This window comes from Robbsia andropogonis (genome assembly GCF_034047095.1).
GTDB classification, from domain to species: domain Bacteria; phylum Pseudomonadota; class Gammaproteobacteria; order Burkholderiales; family Burkholderiaceae; genus Robbsia; species Robbsia andropogonis.
The window spans coordinates 1-17,829 of the sequence record NZ_CP139164.1; the positions used below are offsets into that span (position 1 = coordinate 1).

Sequence of the window (17,829 nt, forward strand, 5' to 3'; positions counted from 1 at the left end):
GGCTAAAAGTGCCCAACGCCCATAAATGGAAAATCCCCCTGTACCTCCTGCCAGACAAGGCTTTCGGGAGGACGTATCGGGTTTACGGGCGCTGAACCTGGGTGCGAAGGTTTTCGATCCGCAGCGCCATGGGCTCAAAGATGGCGCGCATCGTTTCCCGGGAGACTTCCGGGACATCGGCCTGCAGCAACAGGGCAGGCAATTGCGCAAGCAAGGTGGTCCACTGCTGCCAGGTGTGCTCCAGCAGTTCGGCCTTCACCCAGAGATCGCGCTGCGGACGGGCATCGAGAATCGTCTGGAACTCGCGCTCGAGCGTCGCGCCGTCCGAGAGAAGGCGCAGGACGGTGGGCTTGATGGAATCAGGCAGCTCCTGTCCGGACTTTGTCCTGCCGGCATCCTTGAGCCATGCCTGCTCGAAGAGCTCGCCATAGCGGTACAGGCCTGGGTACGTCTGGCACAGCGACACGAGCAGTTCGTTGGAGGTGGTGTTCCAGAGCCGTTGCAGCTCGGGCGTATAGGCAGCCATATGCGCAAGCAGGGCTGCGCCGCGGATGCCGTTTGCTTCAAGTTGACGCACGCGCTGGTCGATCGCGGCGGCGATCCGGTGCTCGTCGGCAAATCTTCGCTCCTTGCCGGGCACCTGAATCTGCCCCGTTGCAATACCTGAGGCAACCGTTTCAACGATTTTCGCATAGCGATAGAAGCCGGCAAACTCACGCGCCAGAAGATTGATGGCGGCGTTTTCCAGCTCCGTCATCAGGCGATGGAAGTCAGGCATATGGTCGACCATTGCCGCCATGATCTCCGCTTCGTCCAGCCCTGCGGCCTGGAAACGTTGCATCTGCGCGTCGATGCGCTCAGCGAGCTCCCGCTGTTGCGGTGTAATCGATGCAGCAGCCTCGTTTGCCCGGCGTTTTGCCTCACCCATGCGATTCTCCGTGATCGGTCCGCCGGACTTCCCGTGGGGCGAATGCTGCGCATGGCAGCTATACGTCCGGCCGTGTCTGCCCCGGCCGGGCAATCCTGCTCCACCACGCTGGATCGGCATAGAACGCGGCCAGCGCATCGATGTCGACGTTGGCACCGCCCGGCGTGAACTCGAATGCCCCGAACAGGTTGATGTGCTGCCAGGCGACGGGCGACATGCTGGCGATCAGCGCCATTGCGGCATCGTCGCTCGCGGCGCGCTTCTGCTCGTACACCCGCGAAAGCAATGCCGTGTTGTAGTGAATGATCGCATTGGCAATCAACCGCGAGCATTCATTCCAGATCTGCTGTTCAGCCTCTGTCTGCACGCGAAACCTGCCAGCGTTGACGAAGGCAATCGCACGGCGCAGGCGGTGATAGGCTTCGCCGCGGTTCAGGGCTTTCTGCACACTCTGGCGCAACCCGACATCATCGATGAATTCCAGAATGTAGAGCGTGCGGCACAGATTGTCGAGTTCCCACAGCGCCTTCTTTGTCTGGTTCTGGCGGGCATAATTGCTGAGCTTGCGTACGATGGTTGCCTGCGTCACATTCTTCTGCGCGAGCGAGGCCATGATGCGCTGGATGTTGGGCCACTCGCGGATAATCAGTTCGTCGTCGGACCTGCGCGACGGCCGGATCAGCCAGTCTTCATTGTAATGACCCGGCGGGTGACGGGCGACCAGGCGATCGATCTTTTTGTGCAGATTGCGATAGCGCGGCGCGAACTGGTAGCCGAACGTGAACAGCGTGAAGAAATTGACCTGATTCGTGCCATGCGTGTCGGTCGAGTGGCGATCGGGCTGGATGTCGGACGTGTTGTTGTAGAGCAGGTCGAATACGTAATGGGATTCGTGCTCGTGTGTGCCGATGATGGTCGCATTGGCCGGTACATGATTGGCGACCAGCGTGCTGGCGCTCACGCCCTTGTCCAGACCGAAGTACTTTGGCGAGTATCGGGCGTTGAACGTGTCGATCTGCGTTTCGAAACGCTGTCCATCGCTGCTCGAATGAATCTCGTCGCGGATGTCGAACAGCCGGAACGCCGGCAGGCTGGCCGTGGCGTTGCTGATCGCATCGTTGGCCCCATGCAGGGTTTCCGGGCGCAGGTAGTTCCTGGCGGCGGTGAGCAGGCTCGCGTAGCTCAGGCCCGAGACTTCGGCCATCCGGCGCAGCCCCATGTTCGTGCCCATGGCGACCACGCAGGCGAGTATTTCACGTGGATCGGCATCCTGGCGTGCGTTACGTTCGAGCACATGAGTGAATGCCTTCAGGAAATCCGTACGGCCCGCGACGAACCACAACAGATTGGCGATGCTCACGCCTGGCAACTGGCCGTAAAACGATCCGTTGACCGTTTCGTCGATTTCAGGGTAGAGCAGCGTCCACCGGCGCACGCCCTTGCGCTGGCCGATGTTGATGTGCGTGTTCTCGCCGCTGTCGATACGCTCGTTGACGCGTTTGAAGCTGGCGTCGATTGCATCGTGGAACATCGTCAGGGTCTGTTCGATGGGCGCGAGCAGAACCGGCGCGCCGATGTCCCTGAGCAGCGCGTCCTTCTGTTCCCAACGGACATCGCTGATCAGATCGTCCTCGAACCGGCGATACTCCGTGCTGTCCTCGCCGTACACGTCACCCGCTTCAAGCGCATTGCGCAGGAGCCGATAGACGAGGAATTCATAACGGTCGACATCGAGCTGTTTCTTCCGGCCCGGCTCCGATGTATAAAGATAACGCTGCAGGTTCTTCGGGATCAGCGCCACGGGAAACGTGGCCGGTTTCACCTGCCGCAGCGAGCGGCCATTGCGCAGCAGATCATGCAGGAATGCGATGGCCTCTAGGAGCGGCGCATCCTCGATGCGACCGGAGAACTCAAGTTCACAGAACAGGTGCCGCAGGTTGCGCTTGATTTTCGCTGACAGCGTTGCGTAGTGCGCCCACTCGAAGCCGGCGCGATCAAAGGCGACGTTGCGCAGATAGCCCGACACCGGCTCGAACTGCTCGCGCTCGAGTAGCGCAAAGGCCTGCTTTCGAACTTTCGAGAACGGCGTGCTATCCGCAATCGTCTCGTCGACGAACAGGCCCAGCACCTTGCCCGCGGCCTGAAGGCGCGAACCCGCATCAGACTGCGCCTTGAGCATGGCCTCCTGGGCTGCAGCGCGAGCCCACTTCTCGTACTGGCGAACAAGATGGATGAATGCATCGATCAGGTTGTCGTTGATCTGCCGGAACCGGTGAAACGCAAAGCACAGCAGATAAAGTCTCGCGACCCGCGCCGGCATGCGTCCGAGCTTGTAGACGGTGTAGTACCGGACGAGCGACGCGTAATACCGGCCACTCTCGGTTGAGATGCCGGCGAGCTCGAGAAAGCTTCGGGCAAATTCGTGCAGGCAGGCGAAGGACTGTCGGCGGGCCACTTCCTCGCGCAGTTCACGCCAGCTGAAATCCCGCGGTTCGCGCTTCAGAAGCGTGATCCGGTAGGCGGATTCGTCGGCCTGCAGCAGCGCGTCAATCTGGTGTGCGATGTCTGGCGTGAGCGCCTCATCCAGCAGTGCAGTGATGCGCTGGCGCTCGCTGGTCACGACCCGACCGGTCATGTCCTGCAGGATGGCGTAGGCCGGGGCGACGATGTGTTGCTGGCTCAGGTACTGCAACATCTCGCGCAGGAGGTAGACAGGTTGCGTCGAGCGCATGGCGATACGCTGTGCGCGACGTTCAAGGTCCTCGCGCGCTACGCTGTCGCACAGGCGATATCCGGACAGATCGAGAATGGTGTCCCTCAGGGCTCGCCGTGTGGGACGGGACGGCAGACTGATAGTAGCCGGATCTACCTCGGGAAAGTGCCGCCGCACGACATAGTCCAGATCCTCCCGCACCGCCTCCAGGCTGTAATCGAAGAACTGCCGCTTCGCCCGGAAGTACCCAAGCTGCAGCGTCAGGTGAACGGCAACAGGTGTCGTGCGGGAGTGGACCGCACGCGACTCCGGTTCGTCGAGTTCAAAATACGTCTGACGCTCCTCGCCGGTAAAGCGCGGCACGCCATAGAGATCGTCGATCTCCTGCCGGGTGAGGATCGACAGACGGTGCGAGCGCTCCGGTGCATGCATGGGCGGTTTCTGGTTACCAGTTCGGGTCAGGCCATTCAACGCCTTCCCATCGCTTTAGTTCGCGAGGTGATATCGATTCCGGGGTGTGCCGTCCGTTCGCAGGCGTGGAATAACGGTCGTACATAAAGTCGAAGCTCAGCAGCAGCGAAGCCAGGCGACCCGCCCGCTCGGCCTTCGACCAGGAACAGAACATGGCGCCCCGGCTGTCGAGTTTTTCGAAGATGTCCGCAGTGGGATCGATTCGTAGCCAGTGATCGACCATCGCTTGCCCCTGCGCACCAAAGTCTTCCCGCAATGCCGCCTCGATGACCGCTTCCAGCGAGTAGGTGATGGCCTGATGCCGCCTGGAATGGTCAAGGTATCCGAGTGAGACCCGAAGCATCCGATGCTGCACGAGGAGAACGGGCCAGAGAATCTCCACACCGTAGCGCACGCCCATTTCCTCGTAGCCTTCGGGCGGTTGCAGGATTTCCCGCTGCTGCTCATAAACCTTGCGCACATCATACGCGAGGCCTAGAAATGGCCCTTCTTCCTGCGGGATCAAGGGAGAGCGTTCATTGACGTCATGGACGACCTCGTGCAGCTCGATGAGCGAATGGTAGTCGCCGACGAGCAAAATGCCGGCATGATTTTTCAGCAACTGATAGTCAAGCACAGGCGTCTCCTTCCACATCAAAACGGTGCAAATTCGAACTCTGGCCTGGCGCGTACGAGCTTGCAGCGTTTCAGGTTCCTGACATCTTCGAACGCTGCAAGGTCCTGCTCGAGAGTCCAGATGTTGTTCTGGAATTCCCCGATCTCGCTGGCAAGATCACGCAGGACCGTATCGGGTGATATCGGGCCGAACGGATCCATCCCATACGCATCCCGGAAGGCCGATTCGACGTGAAGGATTTCCTGATCGAGTTCGCGCACCTGACCCCGCAGGATCGTGTTGTAGTGCTTCAGCCGCTCCTCACTCAGGCCGTTGAGCGCGTGCTGGTCAATGTGCTCGAGTTCAAGCTGCAGTTCCAGTAACTGCAGCAGATTGTTTTTCTGGTAGACCTCGTTCACACGCTGCATCAGACAGGTCTTGCGCTCCCGCTCCTGAGGGTCGGTTTCACGATCAGGATGCAACGCGCTGGCCAGTTTGCGGTAAAACCTCGCGCAGGGACAGGTTGACCTGCGCCTGCTGCTCCTGTGCCCGCGCCTCGGCGGCCTGCTGTCTGGATGATTTTTTCCGTTTCGCACGCCGGGTATCGCGTTGCACATTCTCGCTTTCCCATTGCGCCTGGGCCTGCTGGAGATGGACCTGCGCACGCTGCAGCAGATCTTCCGGGGAATTCAGGTCTTCATCGTCTCCCAGGTCAACGCCGAACATCGTCTCGATCATGCTCTTCATCCCGTCGACCTCAGCGGCCACCTGACTGTCGTAGCTCTCTGGACTGTATCTGTCGTGGATGATCTTCATCTGCCCTTCGTCGTCTTCGCCGCCTATCAGCTCGCCCGCCAGATCGACAATCACGAGCGCCACCTTGCGGCGTTCAGCCTGGGTCAACTGGTCATGGGCCTGGTCGAGACGGCGCGCCATCCGGTGCCTGCAACTGTGCCGACGTTTTATCGAGGGGCAGAATTTCATCGACATATTGCTTCTGGAAGACTGGCGTCACCGTTTCCCAGTCGCGCAGGCGCTTGCGTCGTTTGCCTATCTGCCCGATCAGTGAGTTGAATGTCTTCCGGGCTTTTGACAGTGCTGACGGAGTGTGGTCGTGCGCAATGCTGATGGACCGCGATGTGCTGGTCATGAGGAGATTTTCGCTGAAGACAATGGAAGGCAATCGCTGCGCACATTTTACCCGACGGCACAGCGTCTGAATCGGTCCGTCGGTCACATGGAGGTGAGCGCTCTCGAATGTCTATCGCTAAGGCTTATTAGCGATAGACTTCTGTTTTATACTAAAACTTCCGTTTTGCAAAACGCGTCTCACCTGGCTGGCACACCATCGCGCTGTCGTATCTATAATCGAAAGATGCCGAACATAGACCCATCCTTCACATTTCCCGATACCCCGTCGTTATCCGTGCTGCGCGCGTGGTACGCTGGCATGGGTTCGCGTGAGGCTGTCGAGCGCTATCAACCTGAAGCGCTCGGGGACGGTACGTCAGCACGCGGCGTAATCGGCCGCATTCGCCGGCAGATCGTCGAATTTGCCCTCAGTCGGCATCGCGAGGATGTGGCCAGACTCTTCCAGTGTCCCGCGGATGAACGTGAGTCTTATCGCAAGGCGGCCAGCCGGGCGCTTGATATACTGCCATCGCTGCAGATCCCACAACCTCAGGTCTCTGACCAGGTCGACGTCTGGCTACCGGCACGGGTTGTAGCAGTCCTGCATCGGCACGGTATCCATACGCTCGCCGATCTGACCGTACGCATCCCCCGCCGGCGGCGCTGGTGGCTTCCGGTGGCCGGACTCGGCGAGCGCAGCGCACGCTGTATCGAAGCATTCTTTGCGGCTCATCCCGCGCTCACCGAGCGGGCGCGCGCACTGGTTGCCGTTACATCCCCCGAGGGTGTGGTGCCGTGGGAAAACATCCTCGTACCACGCGAAGTCGATGGTTCGCGCGGCCTTTTTCGTGCGCCGAAATCCATGTGCGCGCTCGAGGCCGATAACGACTGGCAGGCCATCAACGCGTGGCTCGAACGGCACGAAGCCCGTGACACGCAGCGCGCCTACCGCCGCGAGGCAGAACGGCTGCTGTTGTGGGGCATTGTCGAACGCGGCAAGGCGTTATCGTCACTGACCAGCGAGGATGCGGCGGCCTGGCGTGCCTTCCTGCGCCACCCCGCGCCCCGCGCTCGCTGGGTTGCACCCGCGCGGCCACGATCGTCGCCCGAATGGCGGCCGTTTACGGGGGCACTGTCGTCGGATTCCATCGCCTATGCGCTGTCGGTGCTCGGCGCCATGTTCCGCTGGCTGATCGAGCAACGTTATGTGCTGGCCAATCCGTTCGCGGGTCTCAAGGTGCGTGGTGCGCGCCGCAAGGGCAAACTGGACAGATCCCGGGCCTTTACGACTGGCGAATGGGAGCTGGTACGCACGATCGCCGACGGGCTCGAGTGGTCGTATGGCTGGGCAGTGCCGGCTGCACAGCGCCTGCGATTTCTGCTCGACTTCGGTTACGCGACCGGCCTGCGGGCCGCCGAACTGGTTGGTGTGACACTCGGCGGCATCGAGCATGGCGCACGCGGTGAGCGCTGGCTTCACCTCACGGGTAAGGGAGCGAAACCCGGCAAGGTGGTCCTGCCGTCACTCGCAAGCTTCGCGCTGGACCAGTATCTGGCACAACGCGGTTTGCCCGTCACGCCGTCCCGATGGGCACCTGATACGCCGATACTGGGTCACCTCGGCGAGCCGTGCGGCATCACCACGCCGCGCCTGAGGCAGATGCTGCGCCGGTTCTTTAGCGACGCGGCCGATGCCATCGAAGCCGACCATCCACCTCTCGCAGACAAACTGCGACAGGCCACGCCGCACTGGATGAGACACTCGCACGCGACACACGCACTGGCCGGTGGGGCAACGCTCACGACCGTGCGCGATAACCTGCGGCACGCATCGATTTCCACGACCTCGGTCTATCTCGACGACGACGAGGTGCGGCGCACGCAACAGATCGAGCATGTCTTCACGCGACGCTCGCCCGCGTAACGACTCGCCCGCCCTCCCCAAAGCCTCATCTGACAAGGGTTACGGATGGATTTTCCATTTATGGGCGTTGGGCACTTTTAGCCAAGCTGCGCGAGGCGCACGGCTTTGGCCTGTCGGTGGCGACCGTTCGTCGGATAATGACTGCGGCGGGCTTGTGGATACCGCGCAAACAGCGCCCACCGAAAGTGTATCAGCCGCGCAATCGCCGAGCGTGTTTGGGCGAGCTGATCCAGATCGACGGCTGCGACCATCTGTGGTTCGAGGATCGCGCGCCATCTTGCACATTGCTGGTGTTTATCGACGACGCGACGAGCAAGCTGATGACGCTGCATTTTACCGAGACCGAATCGACGTTCAGCTATTTTGAGGCGTTGCAGAAATATCTGACGGCCCACGGTAAGCCTCAAGCCCTGTATAGCGACAAGTACTCAGTGTTTCGCGTCAACGCCAATAACTATGCAGAAAAGACCTTTGGCAAAGGCATTACGCAGTTCAGTCGGGCCTGCTACGAGCTCAACATCGACACTTGGTGTGCCAATTCGAGCCAAGCCAAGGGCCGGGTTGAGCGCGCCAATCTGACCTTGCAGGACCGGCTAGTCAAGGAGTTACGCCTGCGGGGCCTCAGCACGAAGGAAGCGGCCAACGCTTATGCGCCCTCCTTCATTGCCGATTACAACCGGCGTTTCGCCAAACCGGCCAGAAGCCCGCATGACGCTCATCGTCCCATGCGCGATGACGAGGTCTTGCGTTCAATCTTGACAGTGCGCGTGCTGCGTAAAGTCACCAATACGCTCACAGTGCAGTACGACCGCGTGATGTATCTGTTGAATGATACGTCGTTGAATCGTTCGCTGATTCACACTTACGTCGATGTGCTCGAGTTTCCCGATGGCGAGGTGGAGATCCGCGCGGCCGGATGCTCCCTGCCCTATACACGCTACGATCGGCTCGCGAACGTCGATCAGGGGGCGATCATCGACAACAAGCGGCTGGGGCACGCGTTACGCATTGCGCAAGTGATGCAGGCACAGCGCGACAATCGTCGCATCGGCACCGCCCCGTCGCGAACGCATCGAGGCGAAGCGGTCAATCCAAAACGTACACTACCGGGCCTGAAAAAGCAGCGTGCGATCACGCAAGAGGACCTCAACGAAGCCATTGAGAAGACTGCCAAAGTCTGGCAAAGCCCTGAACAGATTGTGATAAAGCAGACAGCAAAACCCAGAAAAAAAGCAGTCTATAGAAAGGTAAAACCGCACTAAGGCCCGACATTTCTATTAATTTCTAGGTACGACATTTGAATTCAGCCTAGACACGTGTGTAGAAACTTTTTAGATGGAATGGCCGCCTCCCGCCAATCCCAGGTGCCAACCTAACGAATCGACAGCGCCACAGTGCTAGCATGACCTGACCCGCATAAGAAGCCTTTCACTAGGAGATGCAAAATGAACGAGATTATCGCAATCGATTTGGCGAAGACGGTGTTCCAGTTGCATTTCGTGGAGGGCTCACCGAGCGTCATCCAGCGCAAGGTCTTGAAGCGGCAGCAGATATTGACTTTCTTCTCGAATCGCACACCTTGCCGCGTCGTCATGGAGGCGTGTGGTAGCAGTCACTATTGGGCACGCAAATTACGAGCGTTCGGACACGACGTCCGATTGATCGCCGCACAATTCGTCCGGCCATATGTCAAATCGAATAAAAATGATGCCGCCGATGCAGAGGCGATCTGGGAGGCCGCACAACGACCCGGAATGCGCTTTGTAGCCGTGAAATCTGCCGATCAGCAATCTATTCTGGCGCTGCACCGGATTCGCCAGCAGATAGTGCGAATTCGTGTCATGCAGATAAATCAGCTTCGTGGATTGCTCTACGAGTTTGGATTTATATTTCCGGCAGGTCGCAGTGCATCGATCAAGGCAATCAGAGATCAACTTCCGGAAATGGAAGCTGATGTCCCCAGAATGTTGCTCGATAGCGTCGAGGAACAACTTGGGCGATTAGCATTACTTGACGAACAGGTTGCCCGCATCGAAATGCGAATCACCGAATGGCGACGCAACGACGAAGCGTGTCGCCGCATTTCCGAAATCCCTGGGGTCGGGCTATTGACAGCGACGGCAGCCGTGGCGGTGATTGGCGATGCAAAAACCTTCCGCTCCGGTAGGGAGTTCGCGGCCTATTTGGGACTCGTCCCGCGACAAACCGGAACGGGAGGTAAAATCCGGCTTGGGGGCATTAGCAAACGTGGGGACGTCTATCTCCGCACGCTGTTGATTCACGGCGCTCGATCCGTGATTGCCTGTGCGAAGCGTCTGCCAGATCAGACCCAAAAGCTTCTGGCGCGACGCCCTACGAATGTCGTGGCTGTCGCACTTGCTAATAAAGCGGCTCGGATTATCTGGGCCCTATTGGCCCATGACCGACGTTACGAGCCAATCGCAGCTTGACCGCATCGCACAATTCTTTTCTTCGTACCTTCTACATAGTTGCAGAGGCGTTATCGATCGATGGCAAGATAGGTTGGACCGCGCAAAGGCAAACCTGGGACATTACATGAGCTTCGAGCTCGTTATTTAGATTAGGACCTTTGCGGCGCATGCCATCGGGGCCACAAGCAAAATGCTTGTTAGAGTCCGGATATAAGTCCGCAACTACCCTCCTCGCCTAGAACGAAATCGCTTTGCAAATGGGAGGCGACCATATAAGTAATGTCTGGTTTGGGGGTGCGGCGGATTTCTTGGACTACCTGGAGGTAGTTCATGTATTCGTACGAAGACCGTATTCGCGCTGTCGAACTCTCCATACGACTTGGCAAGAGGTGGCACCGGTCATATTGGCACGTAGGGCTTGCGCCATCAAACCCACCGAGCGGCGAACTACCGAAACTGGAACGGAGACAAGCAACCCATCTGACATGTTAAGGGACAGCGACAAAACGTCCCCGCACGCATCGAGGCAAGCGTCGCTTGATAATTGAGAGAGGTCATTGGTGACACATTGCCCCACGAAAGACGCTTGCGTATCTCGAACGCAGCCGTTCGAAATGTCCTGAGTGTCGCCGGTTGTGCTCCTTGGTGCTGTGCTTGCGTTTGCGTTTGCAAAACTGTTGCAGTGACCACCCGAGGTTAAGAAAAATGAACTATCAAGGCTCGCTATTCTCTTCGACTATGTCGCCATCCAGAGATTCACCGAATTTCAATCACTTATTCTCTTTTCTATAAGGCTCAAAGCGACGCCCACTCGCACTCACAGATGAACGTCCTTTTTCTGTCCGCGCTTTGTTGGTCGACACACGGCGCTCTTGCTCTTGCAAATGCTTTTCTAGCTCTGGCTGATACTTACGTAAGCGGCTGGTGATCCCATCTTGACGATGGTGGATGACGGGTTAGGTTGCCGTGGGCTGCCAGTTGTGCGGCAAGAGATCATCGATCTGCCGTGCCGGATGGGTTGGCAATCGATTTAGTACGTCTTTGAGATAGGCGTACGGATCATGGCCATTGAGCTTGGCCGACTGAACGAGACTCATGATTGCCGCCGCGCGTTTGCCTGCCCGCAATGAACCCGCGAACAGCCAATTCTTCCTGCCCAGCGCAATTTCCCGTTCATTCTGCCCATATCGGGCAGGAAGTCGAGATTCATTATCGTTGGCATCCGCTGTATGGGCGTCGCGTCAAGGTTAAAGACATCGAGCGTCGCGGCGGAGGTCAGGTCGTCCATGTGGAGGCGGACCCCGGTGTAATCAGGATGATCGCGGGATGGATGCTCGATGCCGCGATTTGTTCAGCGATGGTTCTCGGCGAACCGAGAGTTACCGTAGCGACACTGCATAATCTGCATCAATTGCTGGTCGATCTGCATTTGCGGGGAAACTCTCCGGACGGTTCCACCAACGTCCGGGAGAAACGCAATGGGCAATCTGCCAAACGTCGCTCCAGCAGGTCAACAGTTATCGCGGTCGATGCCGCCCCAGATGAACCTGATGTTCGACGCGGTCGAGCTTCAGGGGATGAACGCGGTGCAACGGGCAAACACGCTCAGGCATCTCGCATGCCTGTTGATGCAGGCGGCGGGCATCCCGACTGCGAAGGGGCGTAACGATGACGAATGATGATCGTTTGCCCGCAGATCTTCTTAAACGCAAGGCGGTAGTTTATGTCCGACAGTCCAGCCGAACGCAGGTCCAACTGAACCTCGAGAGCCGGCGCCGGCAGTATGACCTCGTGCAGGAAGCAAAGCGACATGGATTTCGCGACGTCGAAGTCATCGACGACGACCAGGGACGCTCGGCGAGCGGCACAGTTGCGAGACCGGGCTTTGATCGTCTGGTCGCGTTATTGTGTGCAGGCGATGTCGGCGCAGTGCTTTGCCTGGACGCCTCACGCCTTGCCCGCAATGGACGCGACTGGCATCATCTGCTCGAGCTCTGTGGTCTCGTTCAAGCGCGGGTAATCGACCTTGACGGTGTGTACGATCCTTGCCGGGCAAATGACCGGCTATTACTTGGCATGAAGGGCAGCATCAGCGAATTCGAACTCAACGTGCTTCGAACGCGCATGCACGACGCCAAACGAGAGAAGGCACACCGTGGTGAATTACGTATCAGCGTGCCGGTCGGCTATATCTGGCATCGTGATGTTGGTCTGGGTTTCGATCCAGACGCACGGTTGCAGGAAGTCATACGCCTGATTTTTACTCGTTTCCGGCAACTGGGCAGCGCGCGGCAGGTTCTGCTGTCGATGAACGCTGAACAGGTCCACTTCCCGCGCCCCTCTGACGGCCGGACGCTGACGCGGGTCGACTGGACTCCAATACGCTACCGTAACGTGATTTCGGTGCTCAAGAATCCGTTCTATGCTGGTGTCTACGCGTATGGCAAGAGCGGCAAGCAGATGACGATCGTCGAAGGCCGGGCACGCAAGAGCTACAAGCACCGCAAGCCGTTTGAGAACTGGGACGTCATGCTCCGGGAACACCACGAAGGCTACATCGACTGGGCGGAGTTTGAACGCAACCAGAAGAAGCTCGCGACAAATGCTTACGGCAAGGCGGGCGACGTAAAATCCGGTCGTGGTGGCCGCGCGCTGCTCGCTGGCCTGCTTGCCTGCGCACGCTGTGGACGTCGCCTGTCGGTGGCCTACGCTGGACGTATCCCGCAGGCCGTGTACCGGTGTGACCGCTTCGACACGTCAGCGCGATGTATGAGGTTCGGTGGTTCCCGTATCGATGCGACTGTCAGCAAGGAGCTTCTGCGCGTCGTGGAGCCATTGGCGATCGAAGCGGCACAACAGGCTGAGCAAATGCACATGGATACCCTGAACGAGCAGCAACAGATCGTGGAACTCGAACTGCAGCAGGCCCAGTACGAGGCCACGCTGGCTGAGCGGCGCTACGCCGCCTGTGATCCCGAGAACCGCCTGATTGCCGCGCAGCTGGAGAAGAACTGGGAAGCGGCATTACGTCGTGTACAGGCCTGCCAGACGCGCGTGGAGACGGTGACTGCACCAAAGGCGCAGGCTCCCCTGCCTGACTTTACGAAGCTCGCCGAAGATCTTCATGCTGCGTGGAATGCACCGAGCGTCGCCATGCGCACACGTCAACAGCTTGTTCGCGCGCTCATCGTCGATATCGTTGCCGACGTCGACGAGGCTACACGCGAAATCATTCTGACGATCCACTGGCAAGGCGGTCAACATTCCCGGCTACGGATTCGCAGGCCGCGAACTGGCGAGCATGGCTGCAGTACGTCAGACGAAGCGCTCGCGGTTATTCGCAGCATGGTAACCCGATGGTCCGACGAGGACATTGCTGCATCACTGAACCGCATGGGAATACGCACAGGACAGGGCAAGACCTGGACCGCACATCGTGTCAGCTCTGTACGGCATGTCCGCGATATCCACGCCTACAAGTCGGCAGATAAGGATGGCGACTGGCTGACGATGTCTGAGGCAGCGAAGGAGCTTGGTGTCACTCACTACATGATCCGGCGTTTGATCAACGATCGGATTCTGCCTGCCGAGCAGGTCGTGCCTGATGCCCCATGGCAGATTCGGACGATCGATCTGCACAGCGAAGCGGTTACCGCAGCACTGGCGCGCAAGTATCGCCCGTGTCGCAACGATGTCGAAGGCCAGATCCCAATGTTTATCCAGGTTTCAGAAGGAGGTGCACAATGAACGCCCCGTTGCGATCGGGCGAATTTGATTTTCTGCCCAGTTGTTATCAATGGGCAATTGGCTATCGTCCAAGAATCGCGTGAGCGCTTCCCAGCGACGTAGGCTGTAGTCGAGCGCCTTGGCAATCGCCGAGCCTTCGCTCACTTGCTGACGGTGCAGCAGCATCCAAGTATGAAGCGCATCGGCAATGGGCCGACTTCGTTTCTGTCGTCGTTCGTGACGCTCATCGGGTTCTAGATTTTGTACTTCGCGCTCGATGTCGTAGAGCTGCCCAATGTGGGTTAACGCCTCTTCGGCAATCTGGCTTTTATTGCTCGCGTGCAACTCGTAGAACTTGCGCCGTGCATGCGCCATGCAGCCGATTTCCGTCACGCCCTGGGCGAATGAGGCTTTGTATCCGCTGAAGTCGTCGCAAACGAGCTTGCCCTGCCAGTTGCCGAGGAAGGCACGAGCATGTTCTCCCGCACGGCTCTCAGCGAAGTCGTAGACCACGCCCTTCATTGACTCGAACGCGCCAGGACAGTAAGTCCAGAGATAGGATCGGTGCGTCTTCTGTTTGCCTGGCACCAGCATCGAGACCGGTGTTTCGTCCGCTTGCAGCACGCGGTGCTGAACAATTTGCGCACGCAGGGCGTCAACTAACGGCTGCAACTGCACCCCGCATGCGCCAATCCACGCGCCCATGGTGGAGCGAGGGATGGCGAAGCCCGCGCGCTCGAAGATGCGCTCTTGGCGGTAAAGCGGGAGATGATCGCTGTATTTCGCGACCAATACGTGGGCCAACAGCCCCGCCGTAGGAATGCCTTTATCGATGACGTGCGCGTCGACGGGGGCTTGGATCAGCGTCTCGCACTTCGCACACGCCCACTTGCCCCGGATGTGTCGCTCGACCGTGAACACGCCCGGCGTATAGTCCAGCTTCTCGCTGACATCCTCGCCAATGCGTTTGAGTTGGCAGCCGCACTGGCACAGCGTTGACTCGGGTTCGTGGTGTAAAACGACGCGCGCCAATGCTGCTGGGAGCGCCGCGCGGCGCGGCTTGTTCGCCTCGGTCTCGCGCGGCGGCTGCCCGGACATGTGCGCGAGTTCGTGTTCGACGGCAATCAGGTCGGCATCGATTGCCTCGTCCAGCAAGCTACGCTGCTCGGGCGGCAACTTCTCGCTCTTGGCGGCGAACTGCAAACGCCGCAGTACCGCGATCTCGTGGGTGAGCTTCGCGTTGACGGCCTCTTTGTGACGCACATCCGATATCAACTGCACGGCCAGTGCACGCAGTTCTTCTGCGCTCATGGACTGGAGTTGTGTCGGATCGATCATAGGCGCTATTGTGCCAGGGCAAGAGGACCTCGCCTATTGGCGCACGTGCCGATTGTCCTTCAGGTGACACGCACGACCGCGTCTTCTCCCAGGCGTTGCCAAGGTAGGCCGAGCACCAGTGCTGCGAGTTGTTCCGAGGACAGTGGCAATGGTTGCCCGACGCCACGTTGCGGCCAGACGAAGCGGCCCGTGTTCAAACGCCTGGCTGCCAGCCACACGCCAAATCCATCATGCACAAGCACCTTGATCCGATTGGCTCGGCCATTGGCAAACACATAGGCATGGTGCGGGTGTGCGGCGCCGAAGACCTTGACCACACGTGCCAGTGCGGTCTCGGTGCCGGCACGCATGTCCATGGGCTCGATGGCGAGCCAGATGGCGTCGATACGGATCACCGTAAAATCTCCCGCACCCAGGCGGCACTGTCGTTCAGGCGCTCAGCAGGCCAATCAATGGCAATCGTGATGCCGTTGCGCTGCACTTCGATGCGCATCGGCACCGCAGGGCTCTCGGGCGCAGGTGGCGTGAGCGCGATTGGCAACGGGATGAAGGCCGGCACCGTATCAATGTGCTGCGTTGCCTTCTTCGGTGCGGGTGTCTGCCCAGATTCTTTGATCCAACGACGCAGCACATTGGGATTCATGCCATGCGAGATCGCGAGTGCGGAGCACGACATGCCGAGTTGCTGACTTTGTGCGACCAGATCGGAGCGAAATTCACGCGAATAGGTACGACGGGTTCTGCCTTTATGGGACTGCTCTTCTATAGGGTACACGTGCCCGCTTCCATGATCGTGGAAACGTATGCTCTTACACGCTAATGTCGGACGCTAGATGGGATGACCGGCCGCTTACATACTTACCGTGTTGTCTCTCGACCCAACCCTTTATTTCATCGGTCATATCATTCCTTCGGAGTTCGAATATGTCCTTCGCACCCGACTGCAACCGATCGATCTTAGTGTGGCGGATCGTTCCTGGCTCCGTTCCGTTCGCGTGCATATGGATTTCAGTTAAACTACCTGACCTGTGGCGAACATTAACAGATGACAGATGCTTCCCTGGCGTGTAATTTATTGACTCAGCCTCTAGCAAACCATTTCGTGTTCCGTGCTTCGAAAATATCTCTTTAAATAGCGTGCTGTTTATCCGCGTAAAGCTATCTACGGTAGGCTGGCTCCAGTGATTTACCGTTTCTGCACGCACCTTCGGTTTATCCTCGCTTATCTCTGGCTGCGAGTAATCACGCCCTTTTCTTCTGCGGTCCATCCGTTTCTCCTTAAATAGTCGGAATCGGTGATTGAATGCCTATAATGCGCGGTCTTTAAAACTACAATTACTGATCGACGCAGACATGGCGCGTTTTGCAATTTCCGGGCCATCGTCCATTTCAGCACGTCGCAATATCGATATGAGCAAGCAAGGTAGGTACACGTCTCAGGCCGGCAATCGGTAACACCATAAATTTGCGGTGACGATTACTTCGCTAATACCGACAAATCACGGCAAGCGGAATCACTTTCTAGGCGCAGCATAGCCAATACACTGGTCGATCCGACACCCTGCGAATTTAAGCGCACACACCATGAGGTCGGGAACCTCTAACACGAGACGCTCGCCTATTCGGGCGGAATCACAGGCACACCACGCGTCGTCACGGCTTCGCTAGCGTGACGGGGCCCTTTTCTGGGGCATCCAGTGCTTTCATGTTCTCTGTCACTTGTTTGAACATAGATGGAGCTACCTGTATATCACCACGGAAGGCCAATCAAGTACAACAATGAGTACCAGCACGAGCATCGTGGCGACAGTCACACCGCTCGCCATCACCATGTGCATATGCAAGCTCGGCATGCCAAACAAAAACGTGAACCCGATCGTCAGCACCATACCGAGAAGGACAATAATCCATACCACCGGTTCGAGGCCATTTTCCGACGCGTTAAGGCGCTGACGGCGGATGTCGTAGAGCGTGTTCAGTTCGTCGAGAATTTCGCGCATGTATACAGTTCGTCCGCTGTCACTCGGCTCATACTCTGAAAGCATTCTCTGGATACGCTCCAGGGGCCGCCATCCTGCGACAGGTTCTTCACCGCGAGACATCGCTGGCCATTCGTCTTCGATGACCGTGCGCACGTAGGACCTGAGGTTCGAACGCAACTCCTGTTCCACGCCTGGCCCCAGTCCCCGGGGCATCTCGATACATATTGCCTGCTAGTTCTGCTTCCTTGCTGGCGACAGCCGTGGCGTTGTCGTATGCGCCCCAAACGGCAACTGCGACGAACGCGAGCAATACGGCGTAGTTGATGCCGATAATCGCGACGACATAGCCTGTGTACTCGTTGTGTGCTCGACGCGTCTCCAATGGAAAGAAACGATGAAACACCCGTAAGGCGAAACACACCACGATCACTGGCACGAAGATAAGTACGATTCCAACTAACCATGTCGGATGGTCGTAAAGTGCATTTAGAATGCATTTCCGTCCTGGATTAGGTTCATTATTGAGAAACTACGGTTTACTTACCATTTATTTACATCCATCCACACCACACAATAAAAGCAGTTTTCG

The 17,829-nt window shown here is 58.3% G+C and carries 15 protein-coding genes and 3 pseudogenes; 5 read left to right on the forward strand and 13 right to left on the reverse strand.

Annotated elements, in window-relative coordinates:
- Window positions 1-82: 82 nt before the first annotated feature.
- The 6 genes from SJQ66_RS00005 to SJQ66_RS00030 are packed head-to-tail and all read right to left on the reverse strand — an operon-like array spanning window position 83 to window position 5,857.
- Complete coding sequence (locus tag SJQ66_RS00005) at window positions 83-928, reverse strand: hypothetical protein (protein WP_320533719.1); 846 nt, start codon at window positions 926-928, stop codon at window positions 83-85.
- A 58-nt stretch (window positions 929-986) separates the two neighbouring features.
- Complete coding sequence (locus tag SJQ66_RS00010; protein WP_320533707.1) at window positions 987-4,073, reverse strand: Tn3 family transposase; 3,087 nt, start codon at window positions 4,071-4,073, stop codon at window positions 987-989.
- Between the two features lie 13 nt (window positions 4,074-4,086).
- Window positions 4,087-4,728: a DUF6904 family protein gene (locus SJQ66_RS00015; protein WP_320533706.1), complete on the reverse strand. Its 642-nt coding sequence runs from the start codon at window positions 4,726-4,728 to the stop codon at window positions 4,087-4,089.
- Between the two features lie 17 nt (window positions 4,729-4,745).
- On the reverse strand, window positions 4,746-5,189 hold the full coding sequence (locus SJQ66_RS00020) for a hypothetical protein (RefSeq protein ID WP_320533720.1): 444 nt from the start codon (window positions 5,187-5,189) through the stop codon (window positions 4,746-4,748).
- Window positions 5,179-5,643 carry a hypothetical protein gene (locus tag SJQ66_RS00025; protein ID WP_320533721.1) on the reverse strand — a complete coding sequence of 155 codons (465 nt, stop codon included), beginning with the start codon at window positions 5,641-5,643 and terminating at the stop codon, window positions 5,179-5,181. Before SJQ66_RS00025 ends, SJQ66_RS00020 begins: the two co-directional genes overlap by 11 nt.
- Complete coding sequence (locus SJQ66_RS00030) at window positions 5,615-5,857, reverse strand: hypothetical protein (RefSeq protein ID WP_320533704.1); 243 nt, start codon at window positions 5,855-5,857, stop codon at window positions 5,615-5,617. The genes SJQ66_RS00025 and SJQ66_RS00030 overlap by 29 nt, the downstream gene beginning before the upstream one ends.
- A gap of 225 nt (window positions 5,858-6,082) precedes the next feature.
- On the opposite strand from SJQ66_RS00030, the gene SJQ66_RS00035 reads away from it, so the two are divergent.
- From SJQ66_RS00035 to SJQ66_RS00045, 3 genes and pseudogenes are all read left to right on the forward strand, one after another.
- The gene (locus SJQ66_RS00035; RefSeq protein ID WP_320533703.1) at window positions 6,083-7,762 is read left to right on the forward strand and encodes a site-specific integrase; all 1,680 of its coding nucleotides are present in this window, start codon (window positions 6,083-6,085) and stop codon (window positions 7,760-7,762) included.
- A gap of 29 nt (window positions 7,763-7,791) precedes the next feature.
- Window positions 7,792-9,024, forward strand: a pseudogene (locus tag SJQ66_RS00040) (ISNCY family transposase); the annotation flags it as partial.
- Between the two features lie 183 nt (window positions 9,025-9,207).
- The gene (locus tag SJQ66_RS00045; protein ID WP_320533722.1) at window positions 9,208-10,212 is read left to right on the forward strand and encodes an IS110 family RNA-guided transposase; all 1,005 of its coding nucleotides are present in this window, start codon (window positions 9,208-9,210) and stop codon (window positions 10,210-10,212) included.
- A 938-nt stretch (window positions 10,213-11,150) separates the two neighbouring features.
- Here the strand turns inward: SJQ66_RS00045 and SJQ66_RS00050 are convergent.
- Together SJQ66_RS00050 and SJQ66_RS00055 are read right to left on the reverse strand one after the other, a co-directional pair.
- A pseudogene (locus SJQ66_RS00050) lies at window positions 11,151-11,366 on the reverse strand (transposase domain-containing protein); the annotation flags it as partial.
- Entirely contained in the window at window positions 11,288-11,482 is a 195-nt protein-coding gene (locus SJQ66_RS00055) for a hypothetical protein (protein WP_320533723.1), read from the reverse strand. The gene SJQ66_RS00055 and the pseudogene SJQ66_RS00050, both read right to left, overlap by 79 nt.
- Window positions 11,483-11,672: 190 nt before the next feature.
- On the opposite strand from SJQ66_RS00055, the gene SJQ66_RS00060 reads away from it, so the two are divergent.
- Together SJQ66_RS00060 and SJQ66_RS29535 are read left to right on the forward strand one after the other, a co-directional pair.
- Window positions 11,673-11,873: a hypothetical protein gene (locus SJQ66_RS00060; RefSeq protein ID WP_320533724.1), complete on the forward strand. Its 201-nt coding sequence runs from the start codon at window positions 11,673-11,675 to the stop codon at window positions 11,871-11,873.
- A complete protein-coding gene (locus SJQ66_RS29535) occupies window positions 11,863-13,941 on the forward strand; it encodes a recombinase family protein (RefSeq protein ID WP_320533729.1) in 2,079 nt (692 codons plus the stop codon). The genes SJQ66_RS00060 and SJQ66_RS29535 overlap by 11 nt, the downstream gene beginning before the upstream one ends.
- Here the strand turns inward: SJQ66_RS29535 and tnpC are convergent.
- The 5 genes and pseudogenes from tnpC to SJQ66_RS29845 form a co-directional block, all read right to left on the reverse strand.
- Window positions 13,939-15,258 (reverse strand): annotated as a pseudogene (gene tnpC, locus SJQ66_RS00070) (IS66 family transposase); the annotation flags it as partial. The gene SJQ66_RS29535 and the pseudogene tnpC sit on opposite strands and share 3 nt — an antisense overlap.
- Before the next feature lie 59 nt (window positions 15,259-15,317).
- The gene (gene tnpB, locus SJQ66_RS00075; protein WP_176026082.1) at window positions 15,318-15,653 is read right to left on the reverse strand and encodes an IS66 family insertion sequence element accessory protein TnpB; all 336 of its coding nucleotides are present in this window, start codon (window positions 15,651-15,653) and stop codon (window positions 15,318-15,320) included.
- On the reverse strand, window positions 15,650-16,033 hold the full coding sequence (locus SJQ66_RS00080) for a transposase (RefSeq protein WP_320533725.1): 384 nt from the start codon (window positions 16,031-16,033) through the stop codon (window positions 15,650-15,652). Before SJQ66_RS00080 ends, tnpB begins: the two co-directional genes overlap by 4 nt.
- 964 nt (window positions 16,034-16,997) lie before the next feature.
- Window positions 16,998-17,429, reverse strand: coding sequence for a bestrophin-like domain (locus tag SJQ66_RS00085; protein WP_320533726.1), 432 nt, complete (start codon window positions 17,427-17,429; stop codon window positions 16,998-17,000).
- The gene (locus SJQ66_RS29845) at window positions 17,347-17,676 is read right to left on the reverse strand and encodes a bestrophin-like domain (protein ID WP_456153915.1); all 330 of its coding nucleotides are present in this window, start codon (window positions 17,674-17,676) and stop codon (window positions 17,347-17,349) included. The genes SJQ66_RS00085 and SJQ66_RS29845 overlap by 83 nt, the downstream gene beginning before the upstream one ends.
- Between the last annotated feature and the right edge of the window lie 153 nt (window positions 17,677-17,829).

Excerpts from the sequence above, each read along its gene's own strand:
- SJQ66_RS00005 (WP_320533719.1), bottom strand. The coding sequence starts at position 928 with ATGGGTGAGGCAAAACGCCGGGCAAACGAGGCTGCTGCATCGATTACA.
- SJQ66_RS00010 (WP_320533707.1), bottom strand. The coding sequence starts at position 4,073 with ATGCATGCACCGGAGCGCTCGCACCGTCTGTCGATCCTCACCCGGCAG.
- SJQ66_RS00025 (WP_320533721.1), bottom strand. The coding sequence starts at position 5,643 with ATGGCGCGCCGTCTCGACCAGGCCCATGACCAGTTGACCCAGGCTGAA.
- SJQ66_RS00030 (WP_320533704.1), bottom strand. The coding sequence starts at position 5,857 with ATGACCAGCACATCGCGGTCCATCAGCATTGCGCACGACCACACTCCG.
- SJQ66_RS00035 (WP_320533703.1), top strand. The coding sequence starts at position 6,083 with ATGCCGAACATAGACCCATCCTTCACATTTCCCGATACCCCGTCGTTA.
- SJQ66_RS00045 (WP_320533722.1), top strand. The coding sequence starts at position 9,208 with ATGAACGAGATTATCGCAATCGATTTGGCGAAGACGGTGTTCCAGTTG.
- SJQ66_RS00055 (WP_320533723.1), bottom strand. The coding sequence starts at position 11,482 with ATGGACGACCTGACCTCCGCCGCGACGCTCGATGTCTTTAACCTTGAC.
- SJQ66_RS00060 (WP_320533724.1), top strand. The coding sequence starts at position 11,673 with ATGGGCAATCTGCCAAACGTCGCTCCAGCAGGTCAACAGTTATCGCGG.
- SJQ66_RS29535 (WP_320533729.1), top strand. The coding sequence starts at position 11,863 with ATGACGAATGATGATCGTTTGCCCGCAGATCTTCTTAAACGCAAGGCG.